This is a genomic window from Streptosporangium sp. NPDC002544, from assembly GCF_040295965.1.
Taxonomy (GTDB): domain Bacteria; phylum Actinomycetota; class Actinomycetes; order Streptosporangiales; family Streptosporangiaceae; genus Streptosporangium.
The window spans coordinates 36,240-49,343 of the sequence record NZ_JBEOWJ010000044.1 but is presented as its reverse complement, the minus strand read 5'-3'; the positions used below and the strand labels follow the sequence as shown (position 1 = coordinate 49,343).

The 13,104-nt window shown below is 70.5% G+C and carries 13 protein-coding genes; 8 read left to right on the top strand and 5 right to left on the bottom strand.

Features of this window, described 5'->3' with window-relative positions:
* Positions 1-23: 23 nt before the first annotated feature.
* The 3 genes from menD to menB all read right to left on the bottom strand — a co-directional run bounded on the left by menD (position 24) and on the right by menB (position 4,503).
* Positions 24-1,682, bottom strand: coding sequence for a 2-succinyl-5-enolpyruvyl-6-hydroxy-3-cyclohexene-1-carboxylic-acid synthase (gene menD / locus ABT061_RS42610; protein ID WP_350929038.1), 1,659 nt, complete (start codon positions 1,680-1,682; stop codon positions 24-26).
* Positions 1,683-1,874: 192 nt separating this feature from the next.
* On the bottom strand, positions 1,875-3,182 hold the full coding sequence (gene iscB / locus ABT061_RS42605; RefSeq protein WP_350929036.1) for an RNA-guided endonuclease IscB: 1,308 nt from the start codon (positions 3,180-3,182) through the stop codon (positions 1,875-1,877).
* 466 nt (positions 3,183-3,648) lie between these two features.
* The gene (menB, locus tag ABT061_RS42600; RefSeq protein ID WP_350929102.1) at positions 3,649-4,503 is read right to left on the bottom strand and encodes a 1,4-dihydroxy-2-naphthoyl-CoA synthase; all 855 of its coding nucleotides are present in this window, start codon (positions 4,501-4,503) and stop codon (positions 3,649-3,651) included.
* A 116-nt stretch (positions 4,504-4,619) separates the two neighbouring features.
* Between menB and ABT061_RS42595 the strand changes: the two genes are divergently transcribed.
* The 3 genes from ABT061_RS42595 (at position 4,620) to ABT061_RS42585 (ending at position 7,746) form a co-directional block, all read left to right on the top strand.
* On the top strand, positions 4,620-5,795 hold the full coding sequence (locus ABT061_RS42595) for an AMP-binding protein (protein ID WP_350929034.1): 1,176 nt from the start codon (positions 4,620-4,622) through the stop codon (positions 5,793-5,795).
* 49 nt (positions 5,796-5,844) lie between these two features.
* A complete protein-coding gene (locus tag ABT061_RS42590) occupies positions 5,845-6,210 on the top strand; it encodes a hypothetical protein (protein ID WP_350929032.1) in 366 nt (121 codons plus the stop codon).
* 192 nt (positions 6,211-6,402) lie between these two features.
* The gene (locus ABT061_RS42585) at positions 6,403-7,746 is read left to right on the top strand and encodes an RNA polymerase sigma factor (RefSeq protein ID WP_350929030.1); all 1,344 of its coding nucleotides are present in this window, start codon (positions 6,403-6,405) and stop codon (positions 7,744-7,746) included.
* 122 nt (positions 7,747-7,868) lie between these two features.
* On the opposite strand, the gene ABT061_RS42580 is transcribed toward ABT061_RS42585, so the two are convergent.
* Positions 7,869-8,078 carry an MbtH family protein gene (locus ABT061_RS42580; protein ID WP_350929028.1) on the bottom strand — a complete coding sequence of 70 codons (210 nt, stop codon included), beginning with the start codon at positions 8,076-8,078 and terminating at the stop codon, positions 7,869-7,871.
* Positions 8,079-8,469: 391 nt separating this feature from the next.
* On the opposite strand from ABT061_RS42580, the gene ABT061_RS42575 reads away from it, so the two are divergent.
* The 3 genes from ABT061_RS42575 (at position 8,470) to ABT061_RS42565 (ending at position 11,276) form a co-directional block, all read left to right on the top strand.
* Positions 8,470-9,237 (top strand): 2,3-dihydro-2,3-dihydroxybenzoate dehydrogenase, encoded by a 768-nt coding sequence (locus ABT061_RS42575; RefSeq protein WP_502991602.1) that lies wholly within the window; start codon positions 8,470-8,472, stop codon positions 9,235-9,237.
* 20 nt (positions 9,238-9,257) lie between these two features.
* Complete coding sequence (locus tag ABT061_RS42570; protein WP_350929024.1) at positions 9,258-10,424, top strand: isochorismate synthase; 1,167 nt, start codon at positions 9,258-9,260, stop codon at positions 10,422-10,424.
* 192 nt (positions 10,425-10,616) lie between these two features.
* The gene (locus ABT061_RS42565; RefSeq protein ID WP_350929022.1) at positions 10,617-11,276 is read left to right on the top strand and encodes an isochorismatase family protein; all 660 of its coding nucleotides are present in this window, start codon (positions 10,617-10,619) and stop codon (positions 11,274-11,276) included.
* A 19-nt stretch (positions 11,277-11,295) separates the two neighbouring features.
* Here ABT061_RS42565 and ABT061_RS42560 read toward each other — a convergent pair whose 3' ends face one another.
* Positions 11,296-11,694, bottom strand: coding sequence for a hypothetical protein (locus ABT061_RS42560; protein WP_350929020.1), 399 nt, complete (start codon positions 11,692-11,694; stop codon positions 11,296-11,298).
* Between the two features lie 213 nt (positions 11,695-11,907).
* Here ABT061_RS42560 and ABT061_RS42555 point away from each other — a divergent pair, with 213 nt between their 5' ends.
* Both ABT061_RS42555 and ABT061_RS42550 read left to right on the top strand, forming a co-directional pair.
* The gene (locus ABT061_RS42555) at positions 11,908-12,495 is read left to right on the top strand and encodes a TetR/AcrR family transcriptional regulator C-terminal domain-containing protein (RefSeq protein ID WP_350929018.1); all 588 of its coding nucleotides are present in this window, start codon (positions 11,908-11,910) and stop codon (positions 12,493-12,495) included.
* 405 nt (positions 12,496-12,900) lie between these two features.
* Complete coding sequence (locus ABT061_RS42550) at positions 12,901-13,092, top strand: DUF5999 family protein (protein WP_350929100.1); 192 nt, start codon at positions 12,901-12,903, stop codon at positions 13,090-13,092.
* Positions 13,093-13,104: the final 12 nt, after the last annotated feature.

The following is a 13,104-nucleotide window of genomic DNA, read 5'->3' as shown; positions in this document are numbered from 1 at the left end:
TGGCGCGGGGGCGGGGGCGGGCGTCAAGACATGACATCGCGGACGGCGGCGTGGGCCGCGTCACGCATCATGCCGTGCAGCGTCGCGTTGGACTCCCGCTCCGTCCGCACCTCGACGATGCGCAACCCCTCACCGCGCAGCGCCTTCACCAGCTGGCCCGGCTCGTTCACGAAGGTGTACGGCGTGCCGGTGGCGGCTGCCACGTAGCCCAGGTCCACCCCGTGCGCGGTGCCGAAGATCCGCTCGAAGGGGTCGCGGAGCGTGGCCTGGGGAAGCAGCGAGAAGATCCCGCCGCCGTCGTTGTTCACCACGACCAGACAGAGGTCGGGACGGGGCTCGCGAGGGCTGAGGACCAGCCCGTTCTGGTCGTGCAGGAAGGTCAGATCGCCCATCAGGGCGTAGGAGGGACCGTTGTGGGCGAGGGCCGCGCCCATCGCGGCCGACACCACGCCGTCGATTCCCGCCGCTCCCCGGTTGGCCAGGATCCGCAGTCCCCGCCGGGAGCGCATCGCCTGGTCGAGGTCGCGGATCGGCATGGAGGAGCCGGAGAACAGCAGGGACCCGTTGGGCAGCGCGTCCACCAGGTCGCGGGCCAGGCGTGGCTCGCTGAGCCCGGTCCCGTCCAGCACGTCGTCGATCGCGGTCCTGGCCGCCGTCTCGGCCCGGCGCCAGGAGTGCAGCCACGTGTCGTCGCCCGCCGGGATCGGGATCTCCACCACCTGGGCGGCCTGGGTGGCCGAGCGGGTCGGGTCGGGCCAGCGGGTCATGTCGGCGGCGACCACGATGTGCTCGTCCGCGTGCCTCAGCCAGTTGAGCAGCGGCCGTGACAGCCCGGGACGACCCAGGGTGACCACCACGTCCGGCCGGTGCCGGTCGGCGAACTCCGGGGTGCCCAGGAGGAAGTGGTAGGTGGACATCGCGTGGTCGCCGTAGCGGGCGCCGCCGTTGGGCTCCGACAGGACGGGCCACCCGGCCATGCCCGCCGCCGCCACGTATCGGCGCACGTTGGTCGCGCCGTCGCCGACGACGAGCACGCCCCGCCGGGTCGGCGGCAGGTGCAGCGCCACCGACGGGGAGCCCATCCTGGCGCGGATCCACGGTCCTGGCGCGTCGCTCTCCAGGGACTCGCACCAGGAGAGGTCGCCGTCAGGGATCAGTGGTTCCCGGAAGGCCACGTTGAGGTGGACCGGGCCTGGGTCGTACGGGCCCAGCGCGCGCTGGTAGGCGCGGCAGGCCAGCGACCGCCAGTAGGCGACCTGCCCCGGCCGTTCCTCGGGCACGCCGACCTCGCTGAACCAGCGGACGGCCGTGCCGTACAGCTTGATCTGGTCGACGGTCTGGCTCGCGCCGGTGTCGCGCAGCTCGGGCGGGCGGTCGGCGGTGAGCACCAGCAGCGGCACCCCCGATTCGTGCGCCTCGATGACGGCCGGATGGAAGTTGGCCGCTGCGGTGCCGGAGGTGCAGATCAGGACGACCGGCCGCTCGCTGCGGCGGGCCAGCCCCACCGCGAGGAAGGAGGCCGAGCGCTCGTCCACCCGCACGTGCAGCCGGATGCGGCTGTCGGCGTGCACGGCCAAGGCGAGCGGCGCCGAGCGCGACCCCGGCGCGAGCACCACGTCCGTGACACCGCAGCGGGCGAGCTCGTCGACCAGCACGGTCGCGAGCGCGGTCGCGGGATTCACCAGAACCTCCCGGGGATGCTCCGGCCTTCAGGATTCCGTTGCCCAATTCGTTTTCGATCTCCGCGACCTGCGTGCCCGGCACCGGATAACGACGCTAGACGTCGACCAGCGGCAATTAAGCGACGGAGTCCTTCAGGTCGGGGAGGAGTCGGGAGCGGGAGGGCCGTCAAGGCCCGAGCGTGCCCTGACCGGTCAGTCATGTCGATCGGCTTCTTTCCGGGTCGTGTAGCCGTAGCCGTCCGCGCGCTGAAGATGGCGGACATGCCGGTGGTTGATCCCGGTGATGCGACCGTGCCGGGTGGTGATGTCGAACGAGCCACAGGAGCGGACCAGGACTCGCCCGGCGTGAACCCCGGCTTTCTTGCCTGCCGGGACGTTCGCCCGGACCAGGTCGCCGGTTTGGAAGCCGTGGTGCAGTTTGCTCCGTGGCCGGGCAAGACGGGGGAACCCGTATCGGTCGGGGGTGGTGCGGGCGTAGGTGCCACGACCGGTCGCCTTGGCCACGAGGACCGTGGACGGCCAGGCGGTCACGCTTTCCAGTTCGCCGACGTGCAACGCGTCCAACGTGTGCGACTTGGCGGCGCCGGTGCGGGAGCGGTTCCACTTCGTGCGGCCGCCCGAGGTGGTGTGAACGGGCAGGCCGGTCGCTTCCAGGGCCCGCCACAGCGCCCACCGGGTGGCGTTGACGGCGGCGGCATCTCGCAGCGGAGCCTTCGCCTGCTTGAGGATCTTCGCCAGCAGGGCGGGCCTGCCTTTGAGGAATTCCTCGATCGGGGTGGCGTTCTTCGCCTGGTTACAGCCGATGCACGCCAGGGTCAGGTTGCTGATCCGGTCCGAGCCGCCCCGGGAACGCGGGTGGATGTGATCGATATTCAACGGCACGTCCTGCTTGCCGCAGTACGCGCACGCCCGCCCCCACTTGGTCAGCAGATATTCGCGGACCTCGTATCCGGCGAGGGTGCCCTGCTGATACTCAGCGCCTTCCAACGGCTTGCCCGCCGACAGGGCGTGGGTGTCGAAGGAGACCTTCTCCACGTGGACGGCGGTGACGGGTGCCCACCGGGTCAGCCGTGCCATCCACGACAGGGTGGTGTCGACGCGGTGTCGCAGGGACGGCGCGAGCCACCCTTTCGGCTTGGTGCGGTTGAGGAACCGGGGGGAGCGGTAGCGCAGGTTCGCGCCACGGCGTCGCCGTCGATACCGCGAGCGGGCGGTGAGCTTGTCGCGGATCGCTGCGCCCCGGTGGTCGAGCTGGATCGCATACCGTCCGGCCCGGCTCCCGGCCTGGCCGGTGAACACGGCCAGGCCGGTGTGCTTGCTGCCGGGGTCGATGCCCACGTGCACGCCCTCGACGGTCGAGGTCGCCGCGTCGCGGTCCTTGAGGCGGATGACGAACGGGGTGTGACGGTGAACCACCGCCCGCCCGGCCGCCAGCAGGCGACGGGCACGAGCGGGGTGACACGGGTCAAGCGGGTGGCCGTGGCGGTCGAGGACGAACACGGCCGGGGGAACCTCACGGTTCGCTCCCTCCGGCGCCGAAGCGCCCTCGGGGTGACGCCGGTCCGGCGGTGCGACCGGACCGATCTCCCCTCGCCCAGGTTGAACACCAGGTACCGCCTGGCGGCGGTGTCCGTGAGCCGTTTCGTGCCCACCCTCGGGCGTGTCTGCTCCCACGGATTCCAGAGCGGCAGGCTGAGGAAGCACCCGCCGGTGGGTCTGCGATCTCGTGTTCAACGTAGCCATCAAAACGCACCTCCTTGAGCTGACGGCCAGGGCTGGTCAACGCGGGGCTTCAAAGCGCGTTACCGCTCCTCAAGCCCCCTCCTTCAGGAGGGGGTCGTTGACCGCATCGCCTCCTTAACTCCGCACCCCGGGGGGGTAGGTCCATCCCGAGGCGCGCGAAACCGGCCTCGCCTACGCGGGACGGTGCGCCTCGGGACCGAACCCGTTCAGATCTTCGCTGCCCCTAGGGGCGGCGCGGGAACCTGCCGAAGTCGGGGGCGCGCTTCTCCTTGAACGCGTCGCGGCCCTCCTGCGCCTCCTCGCTCATGTAGTAGAGCAGGGTGGCGTCGCCGGCGAACTGCTGCATCCCGGCGGCACCGTCGGTCACCGCGTTCAGCGCGCCCTTGAGCATGCGCAGTGCCAGCGGCGACTTCTCCAGCATCTCCCTGGCCCATCTGACCGTCTCGGCCTCGAGCTCGGCGAGCGGAACGACCGCGTTGACCAGGCCCCAGTTCAGGGCGGTCTGCGCGTCGTACTGGCGGCAGAGGTACCAGATCTCGCGAGCCCGCTTCAGGCCCACGGTCTCGGCCAGCAGCCAGGAGCCGTAGCCGCCGTCGAAGGAACCGACCTTGGGACCGGTCTGGCCGAAGACCGCGTTGTCGGCGGCGATGGACAGGTCGCAGCACACGTGCAGCACGTGGCCGCCGCCGATGGCGTAACCGGCGATCATCGCGATGACCGGCTTGGGGCAGCGGCGGATCTGGACCTGCAGGTCCAGAACGTTGAGCCTGCCCACGTGCGGAGTGGACTTGTCGACGTAGCCGTCGTCACCGCGGATCTTCTGGTCGCCGCCGGAGCAGAAGGCCTTGTCGCCCGCACCGGTGAAGATGATCACACCGACCTCGGAGTCCTCCTGAGCGGTGTTGAAGGCCTCCTTGAGCTCGAAGAGCGTGGTCGGACGGAACGCGTTGTGCCGCTCCGGACGGTTGATCGTGATTTTGGCGATGCCCTCGCCGGTCTCGTAGACGATGTCCTCGTACTGGCCGGACCTCTTCCAGTCGACCGCACCATCCCGCTCGGGAGTCGTCTCCGCCGCCACCTGCTCGTTCGCGCCCGGCTCGACTCTCTCCGTGCCCACGATTGCTTCGCCCCCTCCGCTGCGCCGGGGCCGTCCCCGGCCGTTGTCCGGCTTTCGGCACTAACCTTACGACTGTGATGACCATTCCTGTGCACGAGGAGTGGCTTTCCGTGCAACGAGAACTGCACGCCGTGGTGTCCGCGGCGGGTCCGGAGCTGTTCCGGGCCGTCGGCTCGGCACTGGACGGCCAGGGCCCGGCCATCCTGCCCCTCTCCCCCTCCCTGCCCGCCCCCGCACTGCGGGCGACGCTGGAGGCGCTGCGCCCGACCCACGTCGACGGGGTCCGCCGCGAGGACGGCGTCGGCGTGCCCGCCGAGGTGGCGGTGGTCATCGCCACCAGCGGTTCGACCGGCACTCCGAAGGGCGTGCAACTGTCGGCCGAGGCGCTGAGGGCTTCGGCGTCGGCCTCGCTGCGGCGCCTGGACGCCGAGGCGGGTGAGCGCTGGCTCTGCTGCCTGCCCCCCTCCCACGTGTCCGGCCTGCAGGTTCTGGTCAGGTCGCTGCTGGGCGGGACCGAGCCGATCACGCACGAGGGGTTCTCCCCCGAGGCGGTGCTCGCCAGCGGTGCGGACCATGTCTCGCTGGTGCCCACCCAGCTGCGCCGCCTGCTCCACGCGGATCTGTCGGTGTTCAAAACGATCCTGCTCGGCGGTGCCGCCGCTCCCCCCGACCTGCTCGACGCGGCCCGCGCGGCCGGCGCACGGGTGGTCACCACGTACGGCATGAGCGAGACCTGCGGCGGGTGCGTCTACGACGGCGAGCCCCTCGACGGGGTGGGCATCGGCATCGGCGGCGACGGCCGGATCCGCCTGAGCGGGCCGGTGCTGTTCTCCGGCTACCGGCTCCAACGCGGCCTCACCGAGGCCGCGCGCGACGGCGACTGGTTCCTCACCTCGGATCTGGGCGCCCTGGACGACGGGCGGCTGCGCGTGCTGGGGCGGGCCGACGACGTCATCAACACCGGGGGCGAGAAGGTCGTCGCCGCGGCGGTGGCCGCCGCGGTGGCCGAGCATCCCGCGATCACCGACGTCGCCGTGGTCGGCCGCCCCGATCCCGAGTGGGGCGAGCGGGTGGTGGCCTTCGTCGTTTCGCAGGCCCCGCCGTCCCTGGCCGAGTTGCGCGCCTTCACCAAGGAGCGGCTACCCGCCTACGCGGCCCCCGCCGAGCTGATCGTAATGACCGAAATACCGCTTTTGGCCAACGGCAAGCCGGACCTGGAAACTCTCCGTTATGGTCGTGACCGGGAACCGTGAAGACGCTGTCACACGTCCAAGGGATAGCCGAAGCAGGAGGACAATCTCGATGAACGTCACCCGGAAGACATGGGTCTCGGCTGGAATCGTGAGCCTGGTCCTGGCCGGTGGCATCTCCGTCACGGCGGCCGCCGCGGCGGGAGGCATCGGGAAGACCGGGAGAACATCAGGCGAGCCGGTACCGGTCGCTCCGCACGACCCCGCCCCGTCCGGCCCGCCCTCGCAGGTGCCGTCGCCGACGGCACCGCCCCCGCCCTCGGAGGGCTATGTGATCTCCGAGAAGGTCAACCCGGATCCGGAGAAGGTCATCGGCTACTGGACGGAGCACCGCATGGAGGAGGCCGAACCCTTCCCGATGCCCATGGTCGAGGGCCCTCTGGACGTGATCGAGGATTCCTCGGACGTGACCGAATAGGGCCGTACCAGGCACTCATACATGGGTGGATCGCCGAGAGGACGGTCCACCCATCATATTTTCCGAGTCAAGTCGGGAACAGAAAGTTCTTGGCTGTGGTTATTGGTACTGGTGCGCCGAGCGGCCCCAGACCGCCCCACCCGACGACTGAAAACCGTAATCAGACGACTCCGTGATGGAGGAGGTGTCCTCATGCCCCCGACCGCCGTGGCGGCCTCATCTGAAGCCCCGACGACCCTCGAACAGCTCATTGACCGAGGGCGAGTTCAGGGCCACCTTTCACTCGCGGAGCTGCGTCACGCCTTCGCCGAGGCGGGCATCAGCCCCACCGAGGGCAGGGCGATCCTGCGAGAGCTCACCGAGGCCGGCGTCAGCCTGGCCGCCGAGAACGAGCCCGTGTCCCCCACTGCCACCGCCAAGGCGGCGAAGACCACCCGCAAGAGCACCGCCCGCAAGGCGAAGCCCGCACCCGCGAAGAAGGCGTCGGCCAAGACCGAGGCCGAGGCCAAGGACAGGGCCAAGGGCAAGGACGCCGCGGCGGAGGCGGACGACGAGTGGAACCCCCCGGAGGAGCCGGAGGCCGAGACGGAGGCCGAGTCGACCCTTGACCTGGACGACCACTCCTCCGTGATGGGCGACTCCGTGCACACCTATCTGAAGTCGATCGGCCGTCGCACCCTGCTCACCGCCGCCCAGGAGGTCGAGCTGGCCAAGCGCATCGAGGCCGGCCTGTACGCCGAGTCCAAGCTGGAGGCCGAGCCGGGCCTGTCCGCGGTCATGCGCGACGACCTGGAGTGGATCGCCGAGGACGGCCGCCGGGCCAAGGACCACATGCTGGAGGCCAACCTCCGCCTGGTCGTCTCCGTGGCGAAGAAGTACACGGACCGGGGCATGGCCCTGCTCGACGTGGTCCAGGAGGGCAACCTCGGCCTGATCCGCGCGGTGGAGAAGTTCGACTACACCAAGGGCTACAAGTTCTCCACCTACGCCATGTGGTGGATCCGCCAGGCCATCCAGCGCGGCTTCGCCGACTCGGCCCGCACCATCAGGCTGCCGGTGCACGTGCTGGAGATGCTCTCCAAGCTGTCGCGCATCGAGCGCGACATGCACCAGCGCCTGGGCCGCGAGCCCACGCCGGACGAGCTTGCCGTGGAGCTGGACAAGACTCCCGACCAGATCGAGGAGCTGCTGCGCACCAGCCGCCAGCCGATCAGCCTCAACGCCACCATCGGCGAGGACGGCGAGACCACCATCGGTGACCTCATCGAGGACATCGACTCGCCCGAGGCCTCGGAGGTCGTCGACCGCCAGCTGCTGGGCGAGCAGTTGCGCGGTGTGCTCGGCAACCTCTCCCCACGGGAAGCCAAGATCATGGCCTTGCGCTTCGGTCTCATCGACGGTAAGCCCCACACTCTCGACGAGATCGGCAAGCACCTCGGCCTGACCCGCGAGCGCATCCGCCAGCTGGAGAAGGAGTCGCTCTCCAAGCTCCGCCACCCCAGCAACACACGCCCGCTGCTCGACTGGGCCAGCTGACCCGCCTCGAAGGGCGCCCCGCGAGACCTCCCGGTCCGTGAGGGCGCCCTCCGCCGTCTCCTGGACCGCCGCGAGGGCCCTCGCGACCCCGAGGATCCACGGGGCCGCGAAGGGGCCGGAGCTCAGCCGCCCATCGCGCCGACAAGGCTCCTGGGGCGCATGTCGGTCCAGGAGCCTTCGACGTAGGCCAGGCACCCGGCGCGGGAGTCCTCACCGTGGGCGACCTCCCAGCCCCCGGGGACGTCGGCGAACGCGGGCCACAGCGAGTGCTGTCCCTCCGCGTTCACCAGCACCAGGAACGGCGCGCTCTCGTCGTCGAACGGATTGGTCATCGAATACCTCCAGCGGGAACATCCCGGGCAGCCGGCCCGGGGATCGGAATCGTGTGCCCCTCTCAGGGAGGGGAGGCGAGCGACGCGCACGGAGGTCACCTGCCGGATGGACACGTGACGACCGTCGCTCCCCTCCCGGATCCAGGCATCCGGGGGCGCGGATGAAGGATCACTCGGCACTCTCGGAGGAAGACCTGGCCACGGCGCCGAACGAGTGACCGGAGAGACCCCTGAGACAGGTTTTAATTAGGCAAGCCTCACCTAAGATTCCCCTTATTGACGCCGACGTCAAGAGGCATATCATCATGACCAGATCACCTTCCACTCTCACCTGACCCACTCCTGACACACGATGCAAGTAAGGTAAGCCTAACCTAAACATTTTAGTGAGGTGTATGTGACCAACAGGCAAGACCATCCCGGCCTCCCCGGGGCGGTGGCCCTTGTCACGGGCGCCGCGGGAGGCATCGGAGCCGCCGTCGCGACGGCTCTCGCCCGTGCCGGGATGATCGTGGCCGGAGTCGATGTGCGCGACGAGCCCTGGGAGAGCCGGCCAGAGCCGATCGCCCGCCACCTGGCCGACGTCAGGGACCCCGGCCAGGTTGACGCCGTCGTCAGCAGAGTCGAGAACGAACTGGGACCGATCGGCGTCCTGGTCAACGTCGCGGGCGTGCTGCGTACCGGCGCGGTGACCGATCTGAGCACCGATGACTGGGAGCACGTGTTCGCGGTGAACGCCGGCGGGGTCTTCCACGCCGTCCGCGCCGTGACCCGCCGCATGATCCCCCGCGGTCGCGGGACGGTCGTCACCGTGGCCTCCAACGCCGCAGGCGTGCCGCGCGTCGGCATGGCGGCATACGCGGCCTCCAAGGCCGCCGCGGTCATGTTCACCCGATGCGCCGGACTGGAACTCGCCCGCCACGGCATCCGCTGCAACGTGGTCTCACCCGGATCGACGGACACCGCGATGCAGGCGGGGCTCGACCCCCGCAGCGTGCTTGAGGGAGATCCGTCCTCCTACCGCGTGGGCATTCCGCTGGGCCGGCTGGCCGATCCCTCGGACATCGCCGAGGCGGTGCTGTTCCTCGCCTCGGACCGTGCCCGGCACATCACCATGCAAGACCTGTACGTGGACGGCGGCGCCACGCTCCGGGCATGAGATCCCCCGAAAGGTCAGCTTTGACTATCGCATACGAGGCGGTCAGCGCCACCGAGCTTCTCGACGAGTACCGGCCAGGCTCCTCATCGATCTTCTCCTCCCCCCGGCACACCCTCCTCGCCGGAGGCGTCGCCGCCGTACTGCCACCTGTGCGCACCCTGCGGGAACTGGCCCAGAGCGTACGCGGACACGGCGACCTGATCCTCGGTGCGGTCCCGTTCGACGACCCCGCCTCGGCGCACCTGGTCACTCCCCTGCGCACCCGCTGGGCCGACCCCTTCCTGCCCGGTGAGCCGCCACGCAGGGAGAGCACCCGGCCATGGCGGATCACCCCCGTCCCCACACCCGCGGGCCACCTGGAAGGCGTCCGGCGGGTGCTGGAACTGCTCCGCACCGGATCGGTGGAGAAGGTGGTGCTGGCCAGGTCCCTGGAGCTGACGAGGCCCGAGCCCGCCGACGTCGCCTCGATGGTCCGGCGCCTGGCGGTGCGCGATCCGCACGGCCACGTCTTCGCCATCGACCTGCCGGGCGGACGGACCCTGGTGGGCGCCAGCCCGGAACTACTGGTCTCCAGGGACGGTCCCGCCGTCGTCGCCAACCCGCTGGCCGGCTCGGCCGCGCGCAGCGCCGACCCCGCGGAGGACCGCCGCCGTGCGGCGGCGCTCCTCTGCTCGGCCAAGGACCAGCATGAGCACGCGGTCGTGGTCCAGGCCGTGGCCGCCGCGCTCGCCCCACACTGCCGGGCACTGAGCGTCCCGTCCGAGCCGTCACTGATCTGCACCTCGACCATGTGGCACCTGTCCAGCAGGATCACCGGCCGGCTCGCCGACCCCCGGACCACCGCGCTCGACCTGGCCGTCGCCCTGCACCCGACCCCCGCGGTCTGCGGCACCCCCACCGCCGCGGCGCGCGCCGCGATCACCGGTATCGAACCCTTCGACCGGGGCTTCTACAGCGGCATGGTCGGCTGGTGCGACACCTCGGGCAACGGCGAGTGGGCGGTGGCGATCCGCTGCGCCGAGGTGACCGCCGCGGGCATCCGGCTGTTCGCCGGCGGCGGGATCGTGGCGGGCTCGGTCCCCGAAGAGGAACTGGCCGAAACCTCCGCCAAGTTCCGTACCCTCCTGCACGCCCTCGGCCTGGACCTGGATGCCGACCCCCGCCCCGGAGAGAGACCGGAGACGTGACGGGGGCGGCCGGGCCGCGCCGAAGACCCCCCTCCGAGGCGGGACCGGCCGCAGGTGAGATCCCCGACCGGCTCCCGCTCGCGAAGACCCAGCCGAACCACCACCGCCAAGGCCCACAGGACGTACTCACGCCCCCGGCGACCCCCCGTACAGGCCGGGACGCCGAGCACAAGGTAAGAAGGAGAGGCAGCCGTGGCCATACCAACCATCACCCCCTATCCGATGCCCCGTGAGGACGAGATGCCGGTCAACCGCGTCTCCTGGACACCGGACGCCCGCCGGGCGGTGCTGCTCGTCCACGACATGCAGAACTACTTCGTCAACGCGTTCGCGCCGGGAACCTCGCCGATCGTGGAGCTGGTCTCGGCGATCATCGGTCTCCGCGAGACGGCCTGGCAGCTCGGTGTCCCGGTGGTCTACTCGGCCCAGCCGGGCGGACAGACCTCGGCACAGCGTGGTCTGCTGGAGGACTTCTGGGGAGCAGGAGTGGGTGCCGACCCCGGCGCCCAGGAGATCGTCACCGCGCTCGCCCCAGGCCCGGCCGACATCCGGCTCACCAAGTGGCGCTACAGCGCCTTCCACCGCACCCCGCTCCGTGATCTGCTCGCCGAACAGGGCCGCGACCAGCTCATCGTCACCGGTATCTACGCCCATATCGGCTGCCTGATGACGGCCTGCGATGCCTTCATGGGGGACGTGGAGGTGTTCTTCGTCGCCGACGGGGTGGCCGACTTCTCCGCCGAACACCACAGGATGGCCCAGACCTACGCGGCCGAGCGGTGCGCGGCGGTCCTGGCCGCCGTTCACGTCCGGCGGCTGCTCACCGCCTCCGCCGCGCACGCCGCCCGCTGAGCAGGGCGGTGCGCCCGGCTCAGCGGGCGGCGGCGACCGGGCGCGGGACCCGGGGGATGCCGGTCAGCCGGTTCTGCTCACGCAGGGTGCGCAGGCGGTCCACCTCGGCGGTCCACTCGGCACCCCGAGGGGTGGCCTTGCCCTTGCGGCGGCGGATCCGGTCGTCGTACGACTTGATGCCGAACGTCGCGCGCTGGTTGGCCTCGGCCGCGCGCAGAGCCTCGGTCAGCGCCCTGTCGAAGGCCAGCCCGGCGGCTCGCAGTTCCTGCACGGGAGCCAGATCGGCCTGCGCCCGGCGCAGGTCGGCCTCGGCCGCGCGCGCCTTCTCCAGAAGCTCGGGGAAGCCCTTCCCGACCTCCTGGTCAGCGTGGTAGCGAACCTCCGCCTCCCGGCTCACGCTCGGTCGGAAAAACGCCATCTTCTGCCCTCTCTCACCGGTCGCCGGGTCGCCTCCGGCAGGTCACCGGTCGTAGCCTACGCCGTTCACCCCCACCTCACGTACTCGGGATCAGCCGTACCGGGAGCCGGCTCGCGGTACCGGGCGTGCGCGGACCGGTGGTGAGCGGAGCGGATCGATCTGCCCGGCGCGCCCTCCTTTACGCAGTAAGGTCACCGGTGACAGGATGCCTCCATGCCTGCCAAGCGACCACCCGTCCCGCTCTCCAGGGAGCGCATCATCGACGCCGCCCTCCACATCGCCGACGGCCAGGGGCTCCGGCGCCTGACCATGCGACGGCTGGGCGACGCGCTCCAGGTGGAGGCGATGGCCATCTACCACCACCTGCCCCGCGGCAAGGACGCCCTCATGGACGCGCTGGCCGAGCATGTCACCACGGTCCACGTCGAGCCCGGCGAGAGCTGGCAGGAGAGCGCGAGGGCCTGGTGCCGGGCGAGCCGCGCCGCGCTCAGGGAGCACCCGGGGGTGCTGGCGCTGGCCCTGACCAAGCCCCCGAGGGGCCGGGCCGCGATCGCGATCAGGGAGCAGACCGACCAGCTGACCGACGCGGGGCTGACCGACGCGGCCGGAGCGGTGCGGGCGCTGAGGGCCTACGTCTTCGGCGCGGTGGCGGTGGAGGTGCAGCAGTCGGGCTGGGCCGAGCCCTCCGGCGACGAGAACGAGCCGTGGCGCCCCCCTTCGCAGGGAGGCGGCAGCCCCGGGGCGGACGCCGATTTCGAGTACGGGCTGGACGCACTCCTGGCCGGCCTGGGCGCGCGGTAACCGGTAGGACGCGGAGGCCCACATCGACGCACGTCAGGAAGTTGTAACCGATCGTTTACCTGACTCGCGGCGTGTCGCGCTTGGCCGAATATCCTTATATGAGGCATGCTGTGTTATAGGTCACATCCCCTGATAAAGCCCTGACGGACTGGCCCTCTATCAGTTCGTAAACAGTCCTAACGGGCTATGTCGCCGAGGTGCGATCGATCGCACACTTGATCTGCTTGATGTGCGAGCCTCGCTCTATCAGGGCTCGCATGGCCATATGTCAACATTCAGATGCTCGTCCCCCGTCATGCGTGGGAACGGAGACCCATCGGTGACGGTGCCCGCCGGATGTCCGATGCCCATCCCGTACCCGGCGTGACCAGGGCGAGCCGACACGAGAGATCCGGAGGCACGCCGATGTGCCCGCACGAGCCGTCCTGTCCGCCCGCTGAGGCGCTGGACCGCGAAGCCGCCCGCACCATGGCGGCCCACCCCGAGCAGGGCTGGAGCCTGCTCTGCAACGGTGTGGTGCTGTTCGAAGACACCGGCGAGCTCCTCCCCGACGGCGCCGTCATCGAGCCACACCGGCCACTGGCCGGCGTCGTCTGACGGCACCCACGC

Bases quoted from the DNA above. Each gene is read 5' to 3' on its own strand.
- ABT061_RS42595 (WP_350929034.1), top strand. From the start codon at position 4,620: ATGACCATTCCTGTGCACGAGGAGTGGCTTTCCGTGCAACGAGAACTG.
- ABT061_RS42590 (WP_350929032.1), top strand. From the start codon at position 5,845: ATGAACGTCACCCGGAAGACATGGGTCTCGGCTGGAATCGTGAGCCTG.
- ABT061_RS42585 (WP_350929030.1), top strand. From the start codon at position 6,403: ATGCCCCCGACCGCCGTGGCGGCCTCATCTGAAGCCCCGACGACCCTC.
- ABT061_RS42580 (WP_350929028.1), bottom strand. From the start codon at position 8,078: ATGACCAATCCGTTCGACGACGAGAGCGCGCCGTTCCTGGTGCTGGTG.
- ABT061_RS42560 (WP_350929020.1), bottom strand. From the start codon at position 11,694: ATGGCGTTTTTCCGACCGAGCGTGAGCCGGGAGGCGGAGGTTCGCTAC.
- ABT061_RS42555 (WP_350929018.1), top strand. From the start codon at position 11,908: ATGCCTGCCAAGCGACCACCCGTCCCGCTCTCCAGGGAGCGCATCATC.
- ABT061_RS42550 (WP_350929100.1), top strand. From the start codon at position 12,901: ATGTGCCCGCACGAGCCGTCCTGTCCGCCCGCTGAGGCGCTGGACCGC.